At 60.6% G+C, this 23,396-nt stretch carries 21 protein-coding genes and 1 pseudogene; 2 read left to right on the top strand and 20 right to left on the bottom strand.

Annotated elements, in window-relative coordinates:
- Positions 1-176: 176 nt before the first annotated feature.
- The 8 genes from VC35_RS22015 to VC35_RS21980 form a co-directional block, all read right to left on the bottom strand.
- Positions 177-740: an NUDIX hydrolase gene (locus VC35_RS22015; protein ID WP_046042559.1), complete on the bottom strand. Its 564-nt coding sequence runs from the start codon at positions 738-740 to the stop codon at positions 177-179.
- Position 741: 1 nt separating this feature from the next.
- Positions 742-1,494: a GntR family transcriptional regulator gene (locus VC35_RS22010; protein WP_046042558.1), complete on the bottom strand. Its 753-nt coding sequence runs from the start codon at positions 1,492-1,494 to the stop codon at positions 742-744.
- 88 nt (positions 1,495-1,582) lie between these two features.
- On the bottom strand, positions 1,583-1,972 hold the full coding sequence (locus VC35_RS22005; protein ID WP_007991919.1) for a carboxymuconolactone decarboxylase family protein: 390 nt from the start codon (positions 1,970-1,972) through the stop codon (positions 1,583-1,585).
- Between the two features lie 19 nt (positions 1,973-1,991).
- Positions 1,992-3,443, bottom strand: coding sequence for an NAD-dependent succinate-semialdehyde dehydrogenase (locus tag VC35_RS22000; protein ID WP_046042557.1), 1,452 nt, complete (start codon positions 3,441-3,443; stop codon positions 1,992-1,994).
- A gap of 48 nt (positions 3,444-3,491) precedes the next feature.
- On the bottom strand, positions 3,492-3,977 hold the full coding sequence (locus VC35_RS21995) for a flavin reductase family protein (protein WP_046042555.1): 486 nt from the start codon (positions 3,975-3,977) through the stop codon (positions 3,492-3,494).
- 12 nt (positions 3,978-3,989) lie between these two features.
- The gene (locus tag VC35_RS21990) at positions 3,990-5,471 is read right to left on the bottom strand and encodes an aldehyde dehydrogenase (protein WP_046042554.1); all 1,482 of its coding nucleotides are present in this window, start codon (positions 5,469-5,471) and stop codon (positions 3,990-3,992) included.
- Positions 5,468-6,301 carry an alpha/beta fold hydrolase gene (locus tag VC35_RS21985; protein ID WP_046042553.1) on the bottom strand — a complete coding sequence of 278 codons (834 nt, stop codon included), beginning with the start codon at positions 6,299-6,301 and terminating at the stop codon, positions 5,468-5,470. Before VC35_RS21985 ends, VC35_RS21990 begins: the two co-directional genes overlap by 4 nt.
- 43 nt (positions 6,302-6,344) lie before the next feature.
- The gene (locus VC35_RS21980; RefSeq protein WP_007978708.1) at positions 6,345-6,935 is read right to left on the bottom strand and encodes an amino acid synthesis family protein; all 591 of its coding nucleotides are present in this window, start codon (positions 6,933-6,935) and stop codon (positions 6,345-6,347) included.
- Positions 6,936-7,481: 546 nt separating this feature from the next.
- On the opposite strand from VC35_RS21980, the pseudogene VC35_RS29630 reads away from it, so the two are divergent.
- A pseudogene (locus tag VC35_RS29630) lies at positions 7,482-7,593 on the top strand (transposase domain-containing protein); the annotation flags it as partial.
- A 17-nt stretch (positions 7,594-7,610) separates the two neighbouring features.
- On the opposite strand, the gene VC35_RS21975 reads toward VC35_RS29630, so the two are convergent.
- The 4 genes from VC35_RS21975 to VC35_RS29625 form a co-directional block, all read right to left on the bottom strand.
- Positions 7,611-7,970 carry a hypothetical protein gene (locus VC35_RS21975; RefSeq protein WP_046042552.1) on the bottom strand — a complete coding sequence of 120 codons (360 nt, stop codon included), beginning with the start codon at positions 7,968-7,970 and terminating at the stop codon, positions 7,611-7,613.
- On the bottom strand, positions 7,967-8,944 hold the full coding sequence (locus VC35_RS21970) for a hypothetical protein (protein ID WP_046042551.1): 978 nt from the start codon (positions 8,942-8,944) through the stop codon (positions 7,967-7,969). The genes VC35_RS21975 and VC35_RS21970 overlap by 4 nt, the downstream gene beginning before the upstream one ends.
- A 9-nt stretch (positions 8,945-8,953) precedes the next feature.
- Positions 8,954-9,442, bottom strand: coding sequence for an Hcp family type VI secretion system effector (locus VC35_RS21965; RefSeq protein ID WP_046042550.1), 489 nt, complete (start codon positions 9,440-9,442; stop codon positions 8,954-8,956).
- 927 nt (positions 9,443-10,369) lie between these two features.
- Positions 10,370-10,510, bottom strand: coding sequence for a hypothetical protein (locus VC35_RS29625; protein ID WP_185754826.1), 141 nt, complete (start codon positions 10,508-10,510; stop codon positions 10,370-10,372).
- A gap of 384 nt (positions 10,511-10,894) precedes the next feature.
- Between VC35_RS29625 and VC35_RS21960 the strand changes: the two genes are divergently transcribed.
- Positions 10,895-11,254, top strand: coding sequence for a DUF6124 family protein (locus tag VC35_RS21960; protein WP_046042549.1), 360 nt, complete (start codon positions 10,895-10,897; stop codon positions 11,252-11,254).
- A 123-nt stretch (positions 11,255-11,377) separates the two neighbouring features.
- On the opposite strand, the gene tssA is transcribed toward VC35_RS21960, so the two are convergent.
- The 8 genes from tssA to tssJ form a co-directional block, all read right to left on the bottom strand.
- Positions 11,378-12,475, bottom strand: a complete 1,098-nt coding sequence (gene tssA / locus VC35_RS21955; protein WP_046042548.1) for a type VI secretion system protein TssA — start codon at positions 12,473-12,475, stop codon at positions 11,378-11,380.
- A 94-nt stretch (positions 12,476-12,569) separates the two neighbouring features.
- Positions 12,570-13,088 (bottom strand): Hcp family type VI secretion system effector, encoded by a 519-nt coding sequence (locus tag VC35_RS21950; protein ID WP_007978712.1) that lies wholly within the window; start codon positions 13,086-13,088, stop codon positions 12,570-12,572.
- Positions 13,089-13,251: 163 nt separating this feature from the next.
- A complete protein-coding gene (gene tssM / locus VC35_RS21945) occupies positions 13,252-15,726 on the bottom strand; it encodes a type VI secretion system membrane subunit TssM (RefSeq protein WP_046042547.1) in 2,475 nt (824 codons plus the stop codon).
- On the bottom strand, positions 15,723-16,649 hold the full coding sequence (tagF, locus tag VC35_RS21940; protein ID WP_046042546.1) for a type VI secretion system-associated protein TagF: 927 nt from the start codon (positions 16,647-16,649) through the stop codon (positions 15,723-15,725). The genes tssM and tagF overlap by 4 nt, the downstream gene beginning before the upstream one ends.
- Positions 16,650-16,680: 31 nt before the next feature.
- Positions 16,681-20,553 (bottom strand): type VI secretion protein IcmF/TssM N-terminal domain-containing protein, encoded by a 3,873-nt coding sequence (locus VC35_RS21935; protein ID WP_046042545.1) that lies wholly within the window; start codon positions 20,551-20,553, stop codon positions 16,681-16,683.
- Between the two features lie 30 nt (positions 20,554-20,583).
- Positions 20,584-21,297, bottom strand: coding sequence for a type IVB secretion system protein IcmH/DotU (icmH, locus tag VC35_RS21930; RefSeq protein ID WP_046042544.1), 714 nt, complete (start codon positions 21,295-21,297; stop codon positions 20,584-20,586).
- Positions 21,294-22,637 carry a type VI secretion system baseplate subunit TssK gene (gene tssK, locus VC35_RS21925; protein WP_046042543.1) on the bottom strand — a complete coding sequence of 448 codons (1,344 nt, stop codon included), beginning with the start codon at positions 22,635-22,637 and terminating at the stop codon, positions 21,294-21,296. Before tssK ends, icmH begins: the two co-directional genes overlap by 4 nt.
- Entirely contained in the window at positions 22,634-23,380 is a 747-nt protein-coding gene (gene tssJ, locus VC35_RS21920; protein ID WP_080925366.1) for a type VI secretion system lipoprotein TssJ, read from the bottom strand. Before tssJ ends, tssK begins: the two co-directional genes overlap by 4 nt.
- Positions 23,381-23,396: the final 16 nt, after the last annotated feature.

The following is a 23,396-nucleotide window of genomic DNA, read 5'->3' as shown; positions in this document are numbered from 1 at the left end:
AGCGAGGGCATGCCGAGCCACAGCGAGGCACCGAATGTCAGGGGCAAGAGCCCTTGGTTACTTGGGGCTCTTCCAAGTGACCCGCCGTAAGGGCGGAACCCTAAGTGGCCGTTACCGCAGCAATGGATATGTACACCGACCAGAAAACAGCCGAAGAAGGGGATTCTCCAAAACAGCTAGCGAATAAAGTGAATCTTCCCGCTGTCATCATTGCCCATGTAAATGCCATACACCCCGGCCTGACGCTCCTCGATATAGCGCTCAAGAATCTGCCGGATCGCCGGGTAGTAGATGCTGTCCCAGGGAATATCCTCAGGCGCGAAGAACTTGTAGTCGAGGGTCTCCGGCCCGTACTGCCCGGTGATCTCCAGCGCGATGGCGCGGAAGATGATGTACACCTCGCTGATCTGCGGCACGCTGAAGATCGAATAGGGCGAGACGATTTCCGCACGCACGCCGCTTTCTTCCCAGACCTCGCGCAAGGCCGCCTGCTCGGTGGTCTCGCCGCTTTCCATGAAGCCCGCCGGCAGGGTCCAGGTGCCCGGACGCGGCGGAATCGCGCGTTGGCACAGCAGGTACTTGCCGTCCTGCTCGATGATGCAGCCGGCAATGATCTTCGGATTGATGTAGTGGATGTAGCCGCAACCGCGGCACATCAGGCGCTCGTGCGTATCGCCCGGCGGCACCTGCTGACCGAGATCAGCGCTACCGCACTTGGGGCAAAAGCTCGGGCTGAACATTTCAGCGACCTATGCGCGGTTCTTTCAGCGCGATGGGCTGGGTGATCGCCGGGATGTCGCCGGTTTCTTCCTGCTTGCGCTTGAGGTAGTCCAGGGCCACGGCAGCGGCCGCACGCACGTGGTCGACGCAAGCCTGGTGGGCGGCCAGCGGATCGCCGCCCTTGATCGCCTCGACCATGCGCTCCATTTCCTGGTTGCTCGCGCCGCGACGGTTTTCCTGGGACACCGAGGTCGCGCGCAGGTAGCTGATGCGTGCCTGCAGCTGGCGCAGCTGAGTGGCCGCGACATGGTTGCCCGAGCCTTCGAGCAGCACGTCGTAGAAACCCTGCACCGAGTCGATGACCTGTTGCAGCTCGCCGTCTTTCAGCGCCTTGCGGTTTTCTTCGAGGGCTTTTTCCAGGGCCTTGATGTCCTTGGCCTTGGCGCGCAGGGTGAACAGTTGCACGATCAGCCCTTCGAGTACGCAGCGCAGCTCGTAGATGTCCACGGCATCGGCCAGGGTGATGATCGCGACACGCGGGCCCTTGGCGTCGGCGAATTCCACCAGGCCTTCGGATTCGAGGTGACGCAAGGCTTCGCGCACGGAGGTACGGCTGACGCCCAGGCGATCGCACAGATCGCGTTCGACCAGACGGTCTCCCGGCAGGAGCTGGAAGTTCATGATGGCGCTTCGCAGTTTATCCAGCACGATTTCGCGCAGGGTAACGGGGTTGCGATTGACCTTGAAGCTGTCGTCGAGTGGCAGGCGTTTCATGGGGTCCGCTCTGATTGTGGCTGTCCATGCAAAAAGAACACTTCGATTACGGGAATCCATGTGCTCGGTCGGATCAAACAGCCAAGGGTTAACTGGAGGCCTCGGCATCGGCTTCGGCGAAGGCTTCACGGGCGAGCCGGAAACTGTCTACGGCAGCGGGGACACCGCAATAAATGCCGACCTGAAGCAATATTTCGCGTATTTGCTCACGACTCAGGCCGTTACGCAAGGCGCCGCGCACATGCAGCTTGAGTTCATGGGGCCGGTTGAGGGCCGAGATCATCGCCAGGTTGATCATGCTGCGCTCCTTGAGCGATAAACCCTCACGACCCCAGACATGACCCCAACAATATTCGGTGACCATTTCCTGCAAGGGTCGGGTGAAGTCGTCGGCGTTTTCGATGGAACGGTTGACGTAGGCCTCGCCCAGCACCTGGGTGCGGATCTTCAGGCCTTTTTCGTATTTTTCGTTGTTCATTTGCGTAGCTCCCGTGGGCTCAGAGGCCGCCCATCAAGGTGTATTTGAGTTCCAGGTAGTCCTCGATGCCGTACTTCGACCCTTCACGGCCCAGCCCCGAGGATTTGATACCGCCAAACGGCGCGACTTCGGTGGAAATCAGCCCTTCGTTGATCCCGACCATGCCGTATTCCAGTGCCTCGCTCATGCGCCAGGCGCGGCCCAGGTCGCGGGTGTAGCAGTAGGCGGCCAGGCCGAATTCGGTGTCGTTGGCCATCTCGACGGCCTGGGCCTCGGTGTCGAAACGGAACACCGCTGCCAGCGGGCCGAAGGTTTCTTCTTGGGCGACTTTCATTTGCGTGGTAACGCCCGCCAAAACGGTTGGCTGGAAGAAGCCGTTGCCCAATGCATGGCGTTCGCCGCCGCACAGCAATTGTGCGCCGTTTGCCAGGGCATCTTGCACATGGTCTTCCACCTTGGCCACGGCACGCTCGTTGATCAGCGGCCCTTGGGTGACGCCATCATCGAAACCGCTGCCGACCTTGAGTTGCGAAACCCGCTCGGCCAGGCGTGCGACAAAGGCGTCGTGGATGCCGTCCTGCACCAGGAAGCGATTGACGCAGACGCAGGTCTGCCCGGCGTTGCGGAATTTTGCGATCAGCGCGCCGTCTACCGCGCGCTCCAGATCGGCATCGTCGAAGACAATGAACGGCGCGTTGCCGCCCAGTTCCAGCGAGACTTTTTTCAGGGTCGGCGCGCACTGGGCCATCAGCAATTTTCCGATCCCGGTGGAGCCGGTGAACGACAGTTTGCGCACGAGTGGGCTTGAAGTCAGCTCACCACCGATGGCAATGGCATCGCCAGTGATCACGTTGAAAATGCCCGCTGGAATGCCAGCCTGTTCCGCCAGTGCGGCCATGGCCAGTGCCGAGAACGGCGTTTCCGGGGCCGGTTTGACGATGCACGGGCAACCGGCCGCCAGCGCGGGGCCGGCCTTGCGGGTGATCATCGCCGCCGGGAAGTTCCACGGCGTGATGGCCGCGACGACACCAATCGGCTCCTTGCTGACGACGATGCGCGCGTCGCCCTTGTGGCTGGGAATGGTGTCGCCGTAGATGCGCTTGGCCTCTTCGGCGAACCACTCGATGAAGCTCGCGGCATAGAGGATTTCGCCCTTGGCTTCAGCCAGTGGCTTGCCTTGTTCGAGGGTGAGGATGTTTGCCAGGGCGTCGGCGTTTTCCAGCATCAAGGCATGCCAGCGCTTGAGCGTATTGCTGCGTTCCTTGGCGGTCAGTGCGCGCCAGGCCGGCCAGGCCTTGTTGGCGGCCTCGATAGCCAGGCGTGCGTGTTCGGCGCCGAGGTTCGGTACCCGGCCGATGAGTTCACCGGTGGCCGGGTTGAAGATGTCCTGACAGGCGCCATCCGGCGCGTCCAGCCATTGGCCATTGATGTAGGCCTGCTGGCGGAACAGTAACGAGGCTGCTGGGCTCATGCCGGCTCCTGAGTAAAGTGGTGGACCCTGTGGGATTGTGTTCAACCATCAGGCCAAAGTGGGCAACGGCCCCAGCTTGCCTTTGTGGTAGATCATCGGCGTGACCGGTTGCGCGGGCAGGATCAGGTTCTTCACCGCGCCGACGATGATCGCGTGATCACCGCCGTCGTATTCGCGCCACAGTTCGCACTCGATGATCGCCGTCGCCTTGGCCAGGATCGGGTTACCCAGTTCGCTCAGGTGCCACTCGATGCCTTTGGCCTTGTCCTTGCCTTTACCGGCGAAGGCATAGGCCTCAGCGGTCTGCTCGGCGGACAGCAAATGAATCGCGAACTGCTTGCTGTCGCGCAGCACCGGGTAGGTGTCGGAGCCGTAGTTGGGGCAGAACAGCACCAGTGCCGGGTCAATCGACAGCGCACTGAAGGCGCTGGCGGTGATGCCGACGATGCCGCCGTCCGGGTCCAGGGTGGTGACCACCGTGACCCCGGACGGGAACGAACTCATGACGTCTTTGTAAATGCCGGGTTCGATCATTTTCCAGGACTCCTAGCGCATCACGAAGGGATCAGGCATCGGCGCCTGGGACAGGTTGATCCACACCGTTTTCAGCTCGGTGTAGGCCAGCACCGAATCGATGCCGCTTTCGCGTCCATAGCCACTGTTCTTGAAGCCGCCGATCGGCGCCATGGCCGAGACGGCGCGGTAGGTGTTGACCCAGATGATCCCCGAACGCACGTCCCGGGCCAGGCGATGGGCACGGCCCAAATCTCGGGTCCAGATGCCGGCGGCGAGGCCGAACTGCGAGTCGTTGGCGATCGCCAGGGCTTCGGCTTCGTCCTTGAAACGGATGACCGAAGCCACCGGACCAAAGACTTCTTCCTGCATGATCTTCATCGAGTTGCGGTCGCACTCGAACAGCGTTGGTTCGTAGAACCAGCCTTCACCCAGATTCTCTGGGCGCTTGCCGCCCAAGCGCAGGCGCGCACCTTCGGCAATGGCATCGGCCACCAGACCTTCGACCACGGCCAGTTGCTGCGCGGTGGCCATCGGGCCCATTTCGCTGCTGTCGTCCTGGGGGTTGCCGATGCGGATGCGCTGGGCGCGTTCCACCAGACGGCCGACGAATTCGTCGTAGATCTCGTCCTGCACCAGCAAGCGCGAACCGGAGACGCAGCTCTGCCCGGAGGCGGCGTAGATCCCGGCGATGGCGCCGTTGATCGCGCTGTCGAGGTCGGCGTCGGCGAAGATGATGTTCGGCGATTTACCCCCCAGTTCCAGCGACAGTTTGGCGAAGTTCTCCGCGCTGCTGCGCACCACATGCCGCGCCGTGGCCGCGCCGCCGGTGAAGGCGATCTTGCGGATCAGCGGATGGCGGGTGAGGGCGGCGCCGGTGCTCGGGCCGTAACCGGTGACGACGTTGACCACCCCCGGCGGAATCCCGGCTTCCAGCGCCAGGCGTGCCAGTTCAAGAATGGTCGCCGAAGCGTGTTCCGACGGCTTGATCACGATGGTGTTGCCCGCCGCGAGGGCCGGGGCGAGTTTGATCGCGGTCAGGTACAGCGGGCTGTTCCATGGAATGATCGCGGCAACCACGCCCATGGCTTCGTGCACGGTGTAGGCAAACAGGTCCGGCTTGTCCAGCGGCAGGGTGCCGCCTTCGAGCTTGTCCGCCAGGCCTGCGGTGTAGTGGAAGAACTCCGGCAGATAGCCGACCTGGCCACGGGTTTCGCGGATCAGCTTGCCGTTGTCGCGGCTTTCCAGCTGCGCCAGTTGTTCTTTGTTCTCGGCGATCAGGTCGCCCAGGCGTCGCAGCAATTTGCCGCGAGCGGTGGCGGTCAAACCGCGCCATGCCGGGCTGTCGAAAGCGGTTTGCGCGGCTTGTACCGCGCGCTCGACATCGGCTTCGTCGGCATCGGGCAGTTCGGCCCAAGGCTCGGCCAGCGCCGGATTGAGGCTTTCGAAGGTCTTGCCGGACAGGGCATCGACCCATTCACCGCCGATGCACATCTGGAAGCGTGCGAGTGTCATGCAACGATCCCCTTGATCTGGTTTTGTTGGGAGTGCGCGGTCTGCAGAAACTCCAGCAACAGCTGGTTGACCAGGCGCGGCGACTCTACGGGCATCATATGCCGTTGCTCGGCGAGCACGGCAACGGTCGCACCGGGAATGCGTTCGGCCAGTTGCTTGGCCATTTCCGGGGTCGAACCGGGGTCCAGCTCGCCGGTGGCGATCAGCGTCGGCACCTGGATACTGGCCAGGTCGTCGGCGCGGTACATGTCCTGGGTGGCGAACAGTTCATAAGTGGTCAGGTAACCCTGCGGGTCATTGCCGGCCAGGGTCTGGCGAATCGCGGCGATCTGCGCCGGGTTCGCGGCCTGGTATTCGCGGCTGAACCAGCGCGACAGCGCCGCTTCGGCATTGACGTCCGGCCCGTGTTCGGCAGCCTGGCTGGTGCGGGCGATGACCCCGGCACGCTGTTCGGCGCTGCGGTTGAACACGCTGTTGAGCACCACCAGGCCCTCCAGGCGTTGCGGGTAGTGCAAGGCAAACGCCCGCGCCACCAGCCCGCCCATGGAAAAACCGATCACCGTTGCCTTGGGCAATTGCAGGTGGTCGAGCAGCTCCAGCAACTGGTCGGCATAGCCGAGCAGCGGCGTGCCGATCGAAGGGCGCGGGCTAGCGCCATGGCCGAGCATGTCGTAGGCGACGACGCGGTACTTCGTGGCCAGGCCAACGATCTGGCCGCCCCACATTTCTTTGTTCAGGCCCACGCCGTGGATCAAGACCACGGGCTGGCCTTGGCCGGTCGCCAGGTAACTGGTGCCAGCCGGGGTGAGTTCAGCGGTGAGCCGAATCATGGAGCACTCCTACAGCCTTTTTTGTTGTCGTTTTGCTGGCCGGTTACTGGGCTTTTTCGGCAGCCAGTTCTTCCAGGTCGATGTAGCGGTTGCCGATGCGCGGGTGCAGGCGGCCACCGTCGGCGCAACCCAGGACCACGACGATTTCGTCGGCACGCGGTGCGTCTTCGATCTGCATTTCCAGGGTGATGTAGTGCGAACGCAGGCCTTCGTCGTCCTTGTGCATCATCGGGATCTGGATCGAAGTACCCGGGCCACCGCGCTTGTTTGTGAAGCTCAGGTAGCTCTTGGCCTTGACCGCTTCGCGGTAATGGTTGCCGAAGCGCAGGGTGTGGATCACCGCCGAAGCGTGCTCGATCTCGCCGTCGGCGCCGACCACCGCAGCCTTGCCGTAAGCCTCGATTTTCTCGGCACCGCCAATGATGCCCACGAGGCGCTCGACCATCAGCGCACCGAGGTCGGAGCAGTTGGCGCGGATCTGCGGTTTCAGGTCTTCGACGAAACCGTTGCCCAGCCAGGGGTTCTTCATCACCACGGCCAGACCGACCATGGTCACGGGCTTATCGGTGGCTTTGCCGCCTTCAATAAAGGTTTCTTCGACATAGCTGACGATCTTGCGGATTTCGAAACTCATGAGCTGCTCCGTAGAGGTTTTGGGTGTCTGTGCGTCTGATGGTATACCATAATACCGGAAGCACAAGTCCCCGAATGGAGTTTCTGGCTGGATGGCATGCAAAAATGTGCGCCACGGGCAGCAGCGGACAAACGGCAGGCACGGGTTTATGCCGGGCGCAGGCCCGGCATGGGGGAGAAGAGAAGGGTAAGGAAGGGGATCAGCGGTGAAGCTGCGTCAAGCTGATGCCGTGCGCGAAAAATCCGCGATATACATGATGTGAGATAAATAGCTTCACGTTCTTTTGCGCCAGTTGCAACAGAATATCAAAACAGGCCGACGTGTTCGGCCTGTAGCTCCAAACTGAATATCAGTTGCCTTCGATTTTTTTGCATCTCCCTGGATTGTCGTAGATCAGCACTCATCCCCGCAGCAGAGCGGCCCGACCATAACTCACATTGAAAGCCCGCTTAATGCAGCTGCTTTCAGGTATTCAGTTGGTTGCTTTGGTTCGGGTGCGTCAGTGCTGAATGGGCAGCGCTATGCAGCCTAGGGATCAAGGGGGCGGCACGTATGAATGGGCATGAATGCCTATCTCAAAGATGTGCTGATTCGGCTACCGACATATCGGGCGAGCGAGATTGGACAACTGTTGCCGCATCGGTGGATGCCGACCTGACTTATAAGGTTCAGGGGCTATGCATAATGGGAAATGACCAGCGCGGCGAACAACACGATGTGAATGCCCAACAGGCTCACCAGTAACCGCCTCATCCGCGACGGGAAGCGTTTCACTTCATTGAAGTCAATCAACCCCCTGCGCACGAAGACTTTCGGTATGGCCAACACCATAGAGATCAACCCAGTGCGCATGACCTTGCCCAGCAAACCTGCATGCTGGAATGCATTTTTATTGCCGGTCACGAAGGTGCAGTTCGTCAGCAATGACTCAAAGCGCTCGGTGTACTTATGCGCAACGTAACACTGCACGACGATGGCCAACACCATAGGGACGATGATCAGCAGCGCAACCAGTCCAGGGTCGACTTCATTCACTCCGATACCTCACGATACAAAAAGTCACCCAGCACCTCGCCTCTGTCGCTACCGATGTCACCGCCGATCTTACCGCCCACCGCACCGCCTACCACAGCACAAGCCAGTGCTCCTGGGCCGCCTGTACTAACCCCCAGAACGACTGCACAAACAGCAGTCCCTGCCATACCGCCCAGATACCCGCCGGCGCTGCCGCCCGCCAGGCTACCCATCAATGTCGAGCTTTCGACATATCTGGCGCGGCGGCATTGGTCCTCTCGGCCCATCGTGCAGGCTTTATGAATCGACAAACCTGTGGATGCCACATCCAGCGCAGTACCGATATACGTGCCTTTCTTGACCAGATTCGACGCTTTGGCAACGCCAGACACTTTGTCGGCATAGCCGGCGATCTCGCCTGTATGGAGGTAGCTATGGGTCGAAATGCCCAATGCCTGCTTGATCTTTCCCAGGTTACGTAACCCTGAGCCGTACGCGGCAATGTTCCCCAACTGTTTTTCGAGCTTCATGAACAAAGTGGTGCGCTTGGCGTAAAACGCGTCGCGGGCACTGAGGGTGCCAGAGCCGAGGTAATCGCGGTGTAGTTTCTCGATCTCCTCAAGTGTGGCCTTGATATTTTCCAGATGCTTGCTCCATCCCTCGCTGGCGGCACCAGCTCCCATTGAAGCGTTGGCCAGCACGCTCTGCAGCAAGTCGAAGTGTTCCAGAAAAAAATCGTCCGCCTCCACCCCGCTAGTCAGCAGCCCCGTGTGCACCTGAGCCGCCTTGGCCATCAGGAACGCTTCGTGGCTGGTGCAAGATGGCGTATCGGAGTCGCCCACAATAACCAACTCCCCGGCCATGACCACGCTGTTGGCAATATGCACATTCAAGACATCGAACTTGCCTTTGGCGTACCCCGACACCGGTGTACTAGCTTTCAACGACTGGTACGACTGGGTTCTTGGGTTGATGAAACTGCGTGCTTCAGACATTGCCTTACCTCACGCGTACTTCTTGTTGTTGATCCGATCCCAACCCCCCGCCACATTACCGCCACCACTACCATCGGAACGTTTCTGCCGGGTGTAGATGGTTTTGATACGCCCGTAGTTCAACTGAATGACTTCGATGGGAACGCCCGAACTGGCGTTCTGTGAGTAGTCGGCAATGATCACCTCTTCCAAGACAATTTCGTAGTACTTAAGCTTGTCCGTGCCCGCCCGACAAAGCACGAGCTTCACTTCCTTAAAATGTTGACCCGCACAGCTTGCTTCCAGCAGCTTGCAACTGGCGATGTCGAGAAACTTGGTGAAGGTAAAATTGGTCAGGGTCGTACGCCCTGAGGTTGCACCGCCAGAAGAGCTCGCGGTGGCAGAGGTGCTTTGATTGACGCCGAAGTTGTAGCTCGTGATCTCGATCCAGTTGGGGTACTGCTCATCCAGCGCTTCGCCAGGGATTTCGTCGATTTGTATGAAGGCGTCGAAAGCCATGCTTACCTCTCCTTGGTAATGGTCGGGTTGAAATCTGATGAATGGTTATGACACTTTGTCTCACCAAAATGTTCCCTGACACAAAGGCGCCAGCCGTACCAGATAACGCCGTGGGCGCTCGAGGTTAAGAACTAGCTCTCCGCAGGTTGCTGCGCAGCGGCAAGCGCGTAGCCGCGATTATGAGTTTGATTTAGTCGGCCCTGCTGGCGTAGCGGGCGAGTGAAATTGCGGAACTGATACCACATCTCTGGTATCTGGCTTAGTCACGCAAGGTGAATCAGCCATACGCTTACTATGGAACAGCAAATCACCTGGATCATTGCCGTTATAGGCTTTGTCACCTTGTTAGGGATCTTTTGGAGAATGCAAGGGGGGGCGGACCAATGAACCTTCGAGCCATAGGCATCGTCTTGATTGCAATTTTCAGCTCGTTGTTAGCGTTGGCGAGCATTAGCGATTTCAGTGTCGCGTTAGGCATATTGGGGGCGATTGCAGGATATCTATTCGGTACAACAACGGACCCTAAAAAAACCGTAGTCCCCGCTCAGCAGGTCTAGTGACTGTGATGGTTCGAGTTTCCACCGACATCCAAGACAGTCCCTGTTGCGTTGACGTCGCCATTCACCTACAGGTTGCCGTATAGAGTGACCTGCGGGATATCCAGAGTCGCTGAAGGTTCTTTCACCATCACCGGTTCACCGGCTTCAAACGTGATACTCCGGCTGCACTTCACAAGCAACGCTCCACGCAATCTAGCGTCATCACCCCGGCCGCACGGTTGCCAGCCGCTGCCAGCGTCACGATGCTTCCTCTGACCAAGTTGAGTCGGCCCATGGCGGTACAGGCGCTCGTTTTTCGGTCGCCGCTGGTCGTGGCCTTACTGGCACTGCTGGGCACAGCAACCGTTACATCATTGACAATGGTGTACTAGATCAGTTGTTTGGTGGCCGGTTCCTTGTGCTTGACTTCAACAGCCTTGGGCACTTCCCGGATCTGGTCACGCAGAGTGACGTTGGTCAGATCTCCGAGGACCATGTGCGCTACCGGTACCTTGGTTGGCTTACTCAAGCACCCACGTTGTAATTTTTTCGCATTGAAAAACTTCAGGAACGCGGGTGTTTAAATGTTGTCAGGCTTACTCGATGAAAGCTACAAGACCTTGCGCCGTTGCCTACGGTTACGCCAGAATCCGCCGGCTTGTGCGTCTTGGGGCTGGCCTCTATCGTTTCCCTGCCACTGCCCATCAGTGGTCGGGTTTAGTCGCTCGCGTTAACTCAGTTGTGCATGCATCTGTCTTGCAGGTCTTTCATTACCTGTAATTGATGGTGACTGTACGCAGGGCGCCCTCGGGCGCGCCGGATTGCTGAGTTTCCCGGTCGACTAACCTGCGTACAGTTGCCTCCCTTTCGTTTAGTCGCAAGAGGGGTGGCACACCAACAGGAAACTCAGCATATGTTCAAAGTAACGCCCAACCCGCCGGACACCGATCCGGTATCCCCGTACGAACCCGATTCAAACAAACTCAACGAAGCCGCCAAGCGCGCCCTCGATTTCCACTTCCCCTCGTCCGCCGATATCAAAGCCACGCCGCGTACGGTCAGTACCTTGTTTACCGTCGACCCGCAGGTTGATACCGAAACCTTGGTGGTTTATCTGGTTGAGACGCTGGCCTCGGTGGATGTGATGGTTCACCAGTTGGTGGATCACTTGGACGGTGGATCGCGCAATGCGCTGCTGGGGATTTCCAACAGTGTGATGTTGGCGGAGATTACGGCGAACCGGGTGCTGGATCAGATTGATCCGCCTGCGTAGGTGCAGTTCGTTTGAATGAGTGGGTGCTCACTGTGATGTGCGGTGGTGTCTTTTTTTGGGGGGCTGCTGCGCAGCCCAGCGGGAGCAAGCTCCCTCGCCACAGGTTTCTCGGCGTTTGAACAATCAGGACTTCGCTTCCTTCGTCCCCAGCACATCCCGGATGTTGTCCACCACGCTGCTGTCCTTGATCACATCGTTGAGCCAACCCTCGAGCGGCATGTTGCCCCATTTGATCGCCCGTTCGATCAGGTAGGGGACGGGGCTCTGGGGTTCGGTCTGCTTGAAGAACTGCGCGATGCCCGCCAGCAGGGTGAATGCCTCGTCGCGAGTTTGCGGGGTGGTGCGCAGCGGTGTGACGGGGATGTCTTGCTGGGTCTGGGTCATTGCGGCACCTGCAGGTTGTGCGCCAGCGTTTTCGGCGACGGTCGGGGTGGGCGCGACAGGGGCCGGGTTCAGTTCGATGCCGCGATCCTTGAGCAGCTTCTCGGCCAGTTGCCCGGCGCGGGACAACACGTCGTGGAGCCCGGCAAAACTCGGCGCGTCATTGCCGAATAGCCTGTCGGCGGTGCTCTGCAGTTGCTGGCAGGCATTGAGGCTGGCGGCGATTTCGCTGGCCTTCTGGCGCAGGTGATCGGAGTCGGTCAGCACTACCGAGCGTTGGAATACCTCGGCGTTGATCTTGCCTTCGTCGAGGGCCGTGCGCATGGCCTGGGGGTTCTGCAATGCCAGGTTTTCGACGTGCCGGGATTCGTCATAACGCAGCAGGCCGTACTGTTGACCCTGGGTGATGGGCAGTCCGCCCACCACATCCGCCAGCGAGGTTTTCATCCACGCCAGGCGGGCAGCGCGTTCATCGACCCCGTCCTCGAGGGAAGGGAAGAGGCCGGTCCAGAAATTGTCCAGCAGGCGTTCGGCCAGGGTCAGGCCAAAGGTGATACCGGTGAAATGGTACTTGTGCGCCAAGGCTTCGCTGAGCCAGGCGACGAGCATCAGGTCCTTGCTCTGGCGAGCCAGGCCCTGGGCAGCCAGGGTGAGGGTCAGATCCCAGTCGGATGACTTCAGATCGGTTTGCCAGTCACCCTGGGTCAGGTAATCGGGGTCTGCTCGCCGTGCTTCTTTCACCTGATCGAACAAGGTGGAAAAGCTCAGGTCTTCGCCGCTCCCCTCATTGATGGGCGCGGTCAGTTCGGCCAGCGAAAGGTCGTTGAGAAATTCAGACATGGGAAACTCTGATCAGACTAAAAGAACACCGCGCCCGCCGGGCAGGCACGGTGCCGAAAACGAGCCGCTTGTACGGCCCGTCATTACTACGGTGTTATGCGAAAACCTTGTTCGCGGTGCGATCCCAGCCACCGGTGACGTTACCGCCGCCCTGGCCATCTGCACGGCTCTGCTGGGTGTAGGTGGTCTTGATGCGGGCGAAGTTGAAGCTGATTTCTTCGATCGGCAGATCGCCAACCGCTTTGTCTTCACCGTTCTGGCTGCCGCCAGCGACCGCTTTCACGGACGACACCACGACTTCTTCCAGGTTGATGGTCAGGTAGGTCACCTTGTCGCCACCGGCACGGTTCACGTTCAACTGGATCTTGGCGATGTGCGTGCCTTTGCAGCAGGCTTCGAACAGCTTGGCAGAAGCCTTGTCCACGGCTTTGCGGATGCTGAAGTCGCTCAACGCAACACGCTCCGACGAAGCACCGCCCGAAGAGCTGGCCGTCGCGGAAGTCGCCTGGGTTGCGCCGTACTCGTAGCCCAGCACTTCGATCCAATCCTTGTGTTTGTCGTCCAGAACTTCACCTGGAATGCCGTCGATCTGGATGTATGCGTCAAATGCCATTTCTATTTTCTCCTTACCTTCATTTAAAGGGATGTCACCTGCAAGCAGGTCGCAACCCTTCGTTTTAACCTCTTTGAATCGATCAACAGAGGTGTCTTATGCCGGCCCGGGCCTCTCGTCGAGATGACCCGGATACCGGTATTTCTACACAAGGCGCGCCTGCTCAGTTGAGTGCCCGCACTTCGATTTCTACCCGCCGGTTAGGCTCAAGGCAGCGGATCAGCTGGGCCCTTGGCTGCTGCATATCGCACTTGACCAAGGGCTTGTTGCTGCCTTCGCCGACGGCTTCGACCAGCTCCCCGGGTACGCCTTTGCCCACCAGGTAGGTCTTGATGGTTTGTGCCCGCTGTTTGGAAACCTGCAGGTTGCCTTGCGGGTCTCCGAGTTGATCGGCGTGCCCGGCGATGATGATTTTTCCGATGTTGGGGGTGCTGAGCAGCTTGCCGGCGATCGCGCTGAGCTGGCTTTGGCCTTCAGTCTTCAGGCTTTGGAAGTCCGCACGGGCGAAAGCGAACAGGGTGTCCGACTCCAGCGTGATGGTTTCGATCGAGCGCAACGACTGGGTCAGCAGGCTGTTGATGTAGTTGCGCGAGCTGGAGATCAGGAACGCGTTGTCGAGAATCCGTGGCACGTCCGGCTCGTGAATCTGGTCGCTGTAGAAATTGATCTGGCGGCTGGCGAATTCATAGTCCGAGGCGGCGACACTGGCGTTGCCGACCTGACGGGCAATCGCCGGGTACCAGTAATCCGGGATTTTCGCTTTCAGGAACCCAGGGTCGGCCTTTTCCCGTTGTGCGCGGGACAACATGACGTAGGTGTCCAGCGTCGCCTTGCCGAACTGCGCAATGGACTGCGCCCGATTGTCGTTGGGCAGGGCCTTGGGCTCGACGCTGTCCACGCCGGTCACGGGCATCAGCTCTTTGGCGTTGCGCTGATAGACCTTGAGGGTGGTCAGCAAGTACAACGAGCGGGTCAGGTTGTCGGCCGTGGGCTTGAGCATCACGCTTTCCAGCCGATCGAAATAGCGGCTGCGCACCAGTGGTTCTACCTTGTGCCCTTGATAGAGCCCCAGACGCATGCGCAGCGGCACGCCTTCGTCGTGGTGTTGCGCGTAGTAGTGCGCGGTCCAGAAGCGCAGGCGATCCAGGGTTTGCCAATCGGTGTACTGAGCAGGGACTGAACGGTCGTCGACGCCAGCCTGAGTCAGTTCTGCCGAGAGACTCTGCAAGGTGTTCCTGTTGTTCACATACGACCAGCCCAACAAGCTGCACAGCAGCACCGCAACCAATCCGGCACCGCCGATCCAGGTCGCCCGGCGCCGACGTTCGCGGTGGTTGGTGGTGTACAGCGCCACCAGGTGCTGGTCGGGAATGATGACTTTGCGGAACAGGCTGTTGATGAACAAGGGGCGCGGTTGCGCGTGACCGTTGGCGATCTCCCGATCACCCTCCAGGGAAAAGCGCTCGGTCACCTGCCGTGCGTGTCCACCCAGTTCCGGCTGGTCTGCGTCCAGCGCGCTGGTGAAATAGAAGCCGCGCAGCAGTTCCGCACTTTGATAAGGGTTGGCGCGCAACAGGGCATCGACGAACAGTTGGAGTCGTGGCTTGAGGGCCGCCAGTTCCAGCGGGAAGCGATACACCGCCGAATCCTGCCGGGTGATCTGAATGTCCTGGGTGACCAGCTGCTGGCTCGCCACCTGTTGCCAATAGCTGACCAGCTCGTCCATCGCGATGCCGAAACGCTGGCCCCAGTCGGCTTGCTCATAGCCCTTGTGGGAGAAAGTCTTGCCCATGACTTCGCCGCGTGCGGTTTCATCGAGTTGGCGATAGAAGGGCGCAAAACCCGGCACCAGGTCGCATTTGGTGAACACCAGGTACACCGGCAACCGCACTTCCAGCAGGGCATGGGTTTCCTGGATGCGTTCGCGCAGGCGCTTGGCGATGCGCTCCTGATCTTCGAGCGAGGCTTGCAGGATGTCGTGGATGCTGACGGTGACGATCAGGCCATTGAGCGGCCGGCGCTGGCGATGCTGGCGCAGCAGTTGCAGGAATGCGCGCCATTTGCCGGCCTCTTCCTGGTTGTTCATGTAGCGCCCGGCGGTGTCCAGCAGCACGGCTTCGGAGCTGAAGAACCAGTCGCAGTTGCGGGTGCCACCCAGGCCAGCGACGCGCACACCTTCGCGCTCGGCGTAGGGGAAGTTGAGGCCCGACTGGTAGAGCATGGTGCTTTTGCCTGCCGCAGGCTGACCGACCACCAGGTACCAGGGCAGGGCATACAGCGCATCCTTGGGATTGCTGCCCCGTGGCTTGTTGCTGTGCAAGCGCTCGATGCTCTGCAACAGGCGCTCGCGCAACAGGCTGACTTCTTCGCGATCCGCCGGGCTCGCGTTCAACACCGCCTGATCGGCATCCTCGCGCAGCAGTCCTTCAAGGTTGTGATGCCGCGACACGCCCCGATAGAGCAGCAGCACATAACCGGCGGACAGCACCAGGAATACAGCGATGCCGGTCAGCAGGCTGTTGAGCGAACTGAAATCAAATGCACGCCCGATGCCCCACACCACGAAGATCGTGAGGAAAAAGCACACCCCCAGGATGTAGGGTTGATAGCGCAAGAAGTAGTACTTGATCTTGTTCATACAGGCTTCGAATCCAGGGCATCGACAAAACGGTCGATAACGTCACCCAGAGGGCGGTCGATTTCGGGAAAGGCGTGTGTGCGGTGGTGCTCGTCAAAGGCATCGAAGGACGCCAGCACGTCGTAGCTCTGCGAACGGTCACTGATGCCCGTCAGCACGCGGTAGGCGTCGCTGGTCTGGCGCGATGCAAAACAGATCAGCCGGGGACGCATGAAGTCGTCCGCCAGCAGGCTGATCTGCGGCACGGCGCGTTCCGGTGTCATTTGTGTCAGCCAGGTGACCCACAGATCGGCGGTCGGATTCTTCAGGCCTCTTTCCGCCGGCAAGGGCAGGGCGATGCCGATTGGCGTCGCGTGAGCCAGGTGCCTTCTCAGGGCCTGAAGACGGGTCAGCACGGCATTGGTGACGAACTCCGGGTAGGCGCCTTCGAGGGCGGTACTGATATCGCGCAGGTTGAAGTTCACCAGGAACTTGTCATGCACGCGCCGGAACAACTCGAAGTCCTGGCCTTGCAACGGGCGCAGGGCCTTGATGCGTTCGAACAGCACCGAGGTGCTTTCACCCTGAACGGCCATGTGCAGCAGCGGCCGGATCTGCCCGCTGAACAATTCACCCAGGGTGAACGGATTGACCAGAGGCTCGGCTTCACTGGCCTTGAGGGTCTGGAAAATGAAGAACGGATAGCGCCGTCCACTCGAATCCCTCGAGCTGATCAGCCCACCCAGTAACCAGTTGCCGCTGCGCGCGCGGTAGCTGAAAAAGCACAGCGGCAACCCGTCGAACAGCTCGCGCCAGTCGTCGCGATGCTGCAGGGCGGCCAGCGCCCCTTGCAGCCAGCTATCGAACTCGCAGACGTCGTCACCCGCACCTTGCAGACTGACGAAGTCCGGGCTCGCGGGCACCTTGCCGAAGCAGCCGATCATTGGCCGCAACCCTGCTTCAAGGCTCGGCGGCTCACAGCGCTTGACCTTCTTTGCTGTTGAGCGCGCTCAATGCCTTGACGTTGGCAAGGTCGGTCAACTTGACGCCGCCGTAGTTGCGCACGGCGAGGCTGACCGGGCCACTGCTGGTGTTCCAGCTGAAGCGCTGCTGGATGCCGTCAAGATCGCTGACCCGCGCGCTGTCGTTCATGCGCAGCAGACCCCAGCGGCCCGGGTAGTCGAACACCGTGATGCGCTCGCCGGTCAGGGTGACCACATCCAGGCGTGCGCCCGGCGTGGTGGTCGTGCCCGGCCACGAGAAGCGGCTCCAGCTGGTCTTGCCGTTGCGGTAGTGCTGCACCTGGCCATCGAGGGTGAAGATGATGTCGGTCAGGTTGGCGGAAGGTTCGAGCATGATCTCGAAGCCGTTGTCGCGGTCCGACAGGCTGGCGATCACCTGGCCCAACGAACTGGCCTTGTCGATGCTGTTGACCATGTTCGGGTTGACCAGCGGCGTTGCCTTGCTGTTGCTGCTCATCCCCAGGCCTTCGCCACCGGACAGATTGCCGATTTCGTTGCGCTTGAAGTTCGGCAGCAGCCCGGACTCCGGGTCGACGAAACGCTGTAGATCCTTGACCGAGGCTTCATTGCGGCTACCGGGCGCAATCGGGTAACGGTGCGCCATGACCTGCTCCCAGGGCTTGGCAATCTGCTGCGCCCAGGCCTTGGCAATCTGTTGGCCGGCCGGGTCGCGCAGGGTTTCCCAGGCAAACTGGATCGGCAGGCTGAACAGGCCCTGCAACGAATCGGACAGACCGCCCTGGCTGGTGTCGACGGTGGTCTCGACATAGTTGCGCACGCTGGTCACTTCACTTGGCAACCCTTCGAGGGTTTCGCTGATCAGCTGCTTGCTGCTCTTGCCAACGTCCTGGGAGCGCTGGATGTTGTTCATCCGCACTTTGAGTTTGCGCAAGGCCGCCAGGTAGCGGTCCATGATCGTGCTGTCGGCGCCTTCGGCGTTCTGCACCGCAAACACCCGCGACACTGGCTCGAAGCGTTTGGCCAGGCTGCCGTCGTCGACCGCCGGTAAAGGCGAAATCAACGTACTTGCCGATGAATTCTTTCCATCGAAGATCCCGGTGACGCTGCTCCAGAATCCGTCATCGGGCTTGATGCCCGCTGGCAGGGTTTCGCGGGGGGCAGGGACGTCCCATTGAGTGTTGTCGTTGATCGCCGCCAGGAGGATTTTCACCGGCGAGTTCTGCACGTCGCTGAGCAGCGACAGTTGCTGGGTCGCATTGGCCATGTCGGTGAAATGACGAACGCCGACGCTGTCGATGAAGGTGTACCAGGCTTGTGTGTAGTCGCGCTTGTAGCGCGTCATGAACTCACGGATGAAGTTGGCTTTCTGCACGATGCTGTCGCCGCCTTCGCCGTCGAGCACCCAGTCCGATTCATTTTGCAGGTTGCCCGACACCAGCTTGATCAGCTCGGGCTTGACGAAATGTTCCCAGCCCTGGCGGGTGAAAATCGCCGGGACCGCCTCGGTGCCGTACAGCAACTGACGGCCTGGCATCGGCACCAGGTCGCTCAAGCCCACGGCCGGGAACTGACGGCTGGATTCCAGTTGCAGACGCAGGTATTCACGGTCCACCAGCGAGCTGGAAATCATGAAGGACTTGAGGCTGTTGCGAGTTTCGCTGATCAGCTGCTCGTTACGCGACAAGGTCGGTGCCTGGCCATTCTTGAGCAATTGCACGTAGACCGGTGAGTTGTCCTGAATCACCGCGGTGCTGACAGGATTGTCGGCACTGGCGGTATTGGCCCAGGCCACCGGCAATGCAGCGCCGACGAACTCCGGATCTGGATGGGTGCCGGGTTGCGTGAGCATCAGGTAGAGCTTCAGCGCGTTGTAGGACTCGATGATGGACGCGACTTGGCGCTCATCCAGCCGGCCGAGCATTTCCTCGGACAACGACAGCCCGCCGGTGGTCGCCGACAAATCAGCGGCATCGCTCGCCGTGGCTGGGTTGCGCAGTGCCGTCAGCGCATCCCCCCGTGCCTTGTTGGCGGCACCCTTGGCGGCACCGGTCAGGCGGCTGGCCACATCACCGCCACTGCGCGGCAGGTTGTTCAAGCGCACCGGCAGTTTCTGGCCTTGCGCGCGGGCTTTGACCGGGTCGGCTTTGTTTGGCGCAGGCGCAAAGCTGTTCTGCGCGTCCATGGTCTTGGCGAACTCATTGAAGGCGCGCATCTGCAATTGCAGTTGCAAGGTGACCGGTTCCAGCGCCTGGGTGCGCAGTTGCTGCAAGTAGGCAGTCTGCGCGACGCGGTAGATGTCGTCACCACGATAGAGGCCCGCGCCGAGTTGCAGCGGCACACCTTTGGCACGGTACTTCTCGATGGCCGAGAGTTGATCGCGCAGCAGTTCCAGGCCCTGGCCCGAGGCGAGCAGCCCGGCACGGTCCGGGGACTGTTGCAGTTCGGTCAGTTGCTCGCGCAGTGTGGCCAGCCACTGACGGTTGTTCTGGAACGACAGGGCTTGCCAGCCAATGAACGCAACCCCGGCCAGCACCGCCAGGCCCAGCAGGGCAGGGCTGGCGGAGGTGTTCTTGCCCAGGCGCGACTGATAGAGGGTCAGGTCACGGTCCGGGAAGATCACCCGACGGAACGTATCGGTGATGAAGTAGCTGCGGTCGCTGATTTTCTTGCCGCTGCTTTGCTCCAGTTGCTCATGCTCCGCTTGCAAGGCAAACGACTCGGCCAGGTCGTCTTCATACACCTGGCTCAACTGCTGGTCGGTCTGCAAGGCGCTGGTGAAATACAGCCCGCGCAGCAACAGCGGCGCACCGCTGCGACCGCTCTCGGCGAAGTGCTGGAGAAACTGCTCCAGCACCCCCGACAGCTCGGCGAAATAGTTCGGGAAGTTCAGCAGGGCGCTGTTGGCATCGGCACCCAAGGCAATCATCTGGGCGTCGACGTGACGACGAATATGGCCGTGCAGGTTGGCCAGCTTGGCATCCAGCACCGGGCGCAGGCCCTGGTTGCGGATCTCGGACAAACCGAAGGTCATGCCCAGCGGTTGCTGGCGCTCGTTCAGGTCCAGGCCTTCAAACGCCTGGCTGAAGCCCGGCAGTTGATCGGTCTTGCTCAGCATCAGGTAGATCGGCGGACTGGCGTCCAGGCACTCGTTGTATTCCTCGATGCGCGACACCAGTTGTGCGGCCAGTTCGTTGCGCTCGGCGGCGCTGCACGCCAGCAGTTCCGGCAGGCTCACCACCAACACCAAGCCGTTGACCGCGGCTTTGCTGCGCTGCTTTTTCAGCATCCGCAGGAAGGCGGCGAACTCGCTGGCCGACGGGTCGTCCCGCAGGTAACGGCCGGCCGTGTCGATCATCACGGCCTCGGGGCTGAAATACCAATCGCAATGCTGGGTGCCGCTCTCGGTGTCGTTGGCGCTGCTGGCAATGCTCGCGGACAGGCCGGAGCGGGTCAGCAACGAGGTCTTGCCCGCTGCCGACATGCCGATGACCAGGTACCACGGCAAATCATAAAGCGCCGACGAGCCGCCGCCACCGGCCGAACGATCAGCGCGCAGCATCGCGATGGCGTGCTTGAGGCGTTCGCGCAGCACTTGCTGATCGCGGAATTCACCGGCGGATTTGAGCGAGCGATCGACTTCGATCTGCACCAGGTTTTCAAGGTTGTGCTCGGCGCGGATGCGCTTGTACTGACGCAGCACAATGATCAGCAGATAGAAGGCACTGACGATCGCCATCGCTTCCAGCGCATAACCGCGCAGCCAACTCACGTGCGGGGCCACGAACCAGCAGACCGCCAGGCTCGCCAGCCACAGGACGGGAACGAGGAACCAAAAACTTTTCAACGAACGCAATAATGTCTTCATGTCTTCCTGACTCGATTACCTGACCTGTTTTCAGGCACTGAACAGCTGGCTGATTTGTTCGGACAATGCGGCCAGGTCTTTGGCCAGCAACCAGTCCAGCGTCAGGTAGACACCCGCGCAGACCAGCGCAATCAGCGCCAGGTAGAGCCACAGGGGAACCTCATGGCGCAGCATCTGCGAGACCTGGTCGGGCAACGCCCAGTCAGGCGAGAGGGCCTTGGGCGTCTTGCGAAAACGCGCGATGTCCTGGCCCAGGGTATTGGCCAGGTAGCGCAGCTGGTCCTTTTGCCCGAGGCTGAACTTGCCTTCGAAACCCAGGGCCAGACACAGGTGGTAAACCTCGAGCACATCGAGGTTCTGTTTGACGTCGCCACGCAGCGCATCGATTTTTTCGAAGAAGCCTTCGCCGGCCAGGTGCACGCCGAAATAGCGGAACTGCAGCGGCTGCAATTCAAAGTGCCGACGCAACTCGTTGTCTCCGGAGCGCAACACGCTTTCATCGAGGAACGCACACAGGGCGTACTGGGTGTCCTTCACCTGTTCGACGCTGTAGTTGGCGCCACGGGCATCGCGTTCCAGCGCCTTGAAGAAGGTATCGACGCTCGCCTCGAAGGCGCTGACCGAAGTCACCTGGCGACCCTTGCGCACGATCAGCGCCATGCTGATGAAGTCCTGCACCAGGTCTTTGAGTGTCGGTTTTTCACGGGCGGCCGCAACGGCGCCTTGCAGTACGGCTTCGGTCATTTGAGTACCGCCATCAGTTCAAGCTTGAGGTTGGTGAACGCGCTGGGCGCATAGAAAGAGATGGCCTGGGCACTCATCATTCGTTCGTAGACCCGACCATGGGGCTCGATGGAGAAGTAGTGATTGTCCAGTCGCACCGGAATCGCATTGGGCAGGCGGGTCGAATGATTGAGGGTGACCCCAGGCATGGCGCTGTTGACCACCACTTCGATGTCTTCCGGCGAGCCGACCTTGAACGCCCGAGGCACCAGTTCCAGCAGGCTCGCCCCCGGCATGTCGGCGTGCACGGAGATGTAGAAGTCCGCCTCCGCCAACCGTGGGTCGTGCAACTGCCCTTGCCAGTAGGAGGGTTTGGTCTGGGTCAGGTTGATCACCACACACTGGTTCGGCACCACGTTGTCGAGCAGCACGCGAATCATTTCGTCGAGCTTTACCAGCGAGGCCGCCGGGTCGTGGTGGTCGTACTCGGGGATGTCGTTGAGTTGGGTGTCCAGCGAGAACGTCAGCAATCCGCCGGCGAGTTCGGCCAGGAACAGATACAAGCGCTCGGGGTGCAAGCGCGGGTGCGCAAGCAGGTGCGCCAGGGCCGGGTGGGCACGGTTCACTGTGTTCAACAGCCAGAACAGGGTCACGTCGCTGGAGCCGAACTCGGCGATCTGATCCGCACGCTCGCGGCGACGGCCCGACAGCGCCTTGCTCTTGGATTGCAAGGCACCGAGCAAACGCTTGCCCAGTCCGATCAGGGTGTCGTGGGTGCCCAGGTGCAGCGTCGGGTGCACGAAATGCCCATCGAGGTTGAAACCGCCGATGTTGTTGCGCGACAGCCGGGCAATCGGGCACCAGGTGTAGCCATCGAGGTTGTCGCCGTCGATCAGCATCACCACGTTCAGGCGCAGGCTGGTGATTTCGTTTTCCAGGTCGCCTTCGTTGAGGTCCGGCAAGGTGTCGAACTGCTTGCGAAAGCGCCGCCCGGTTTTTTGCTCCTGGCCGTCTTCGACGTAGTTCAGGCCGAAAGGCTCAGGCAGTTTCAGCGCGGCGTAGACCTTCAGGTCGTTACCCTTGAGCAGGTCCTTCAAGTCCCGGGCGGCAGGCAGCGGATCGTGCTGCGGTGCGTCGAACAGGCTGCCGTCGGGAAACACCAGTTTCAGCCGCTTGAGCTGCAGGGAACCGGTGGCGAGGGCTTCCTCGTCCACTTCCAGCAACTGCACGCCCCAGTGAAAAGGCGTGTTGCGCAGGGTCGCCTGCGCCAGCTGATGCTGGTGGAACTCATCCTGATACTGGAAATGCTGTGGCAAAAGGAACATGCCTTCGGACCACATCACCCGGCTTTGCTTACTCATTGAGCGCCTTCCAATAATGAATTCAATTTCGAGTCCACGGCTTTTTGCGCGGAGGCACTCGCCTGGTCCTGGGCCTTCTGCACCACAGCGTCCTGCACACGGTCGGTCAGCGTGGGTTCGGCCGGTTGCTCAGCGGCTTTGGCCAGTTGTTCCTGGGTCTTGGGTTTGTCCAGCACGTCGACGCCGCTGACGGCCGACACGGTGTTGTTGTCCACCAGCACCCGCAGGCCGTCGGAGGAGAACCAGATGCCGTCCTTGCGCAGGGAGTTGGCGTCAAACGCGACCTTCCAGCGACTGTTCTCATCAGTGCGGAAAAAAGCCGCGACGCCGACATAGCCGGCTGCTTTGTTCAGGGGCCACTTGTCGACTTGCCCCATGCCCGGCAACAAGGTGATTTCGCGGTTTTCCAGCAGGGTATTGCCGAGAGCCTTTTGCGGGTCGTCCCACAGCGAGTCGGCATCCACCGACGCAAAGCGCTCCAGCGATGTCAGCTGGTACACGCGCAGCACCACCGAAAGCGGCTTGCCGGACGCGTCGGGATTGAGCTGGTTGCCGCCGTCGGACGTCAGGATGACTTTCTCGTTGTCGTCGAACAGCATGTCGCCGGCCCACGTGTCGTCGACCCGCTTGCCGACCCGGTCGGTGACGCCACAGGCGCTCAGTACCGCCATCATCACCACCGCCGTCAGGCATTTAGCCAACGCCGTCTTTTCGGGACGCTTCCCTGGATATCTCTTGTCCATGACCACTACCTGTAAA

The sequence above is a fragment of the Pseudomonas fluorescens genome (genome assembly GCF_000967965.1).
Classification (GTDB): domain Bacteria; phylum Pseudomonadota; class Gammaproteobacteria; order Pseudomonadales; family Pseudomonadaceae; genus Aquipseudomonas; species Aquipseudomonas grandcourensis.
This window is presented reverse-complemented; position numbering and strand designations above follow the sequence as displayed.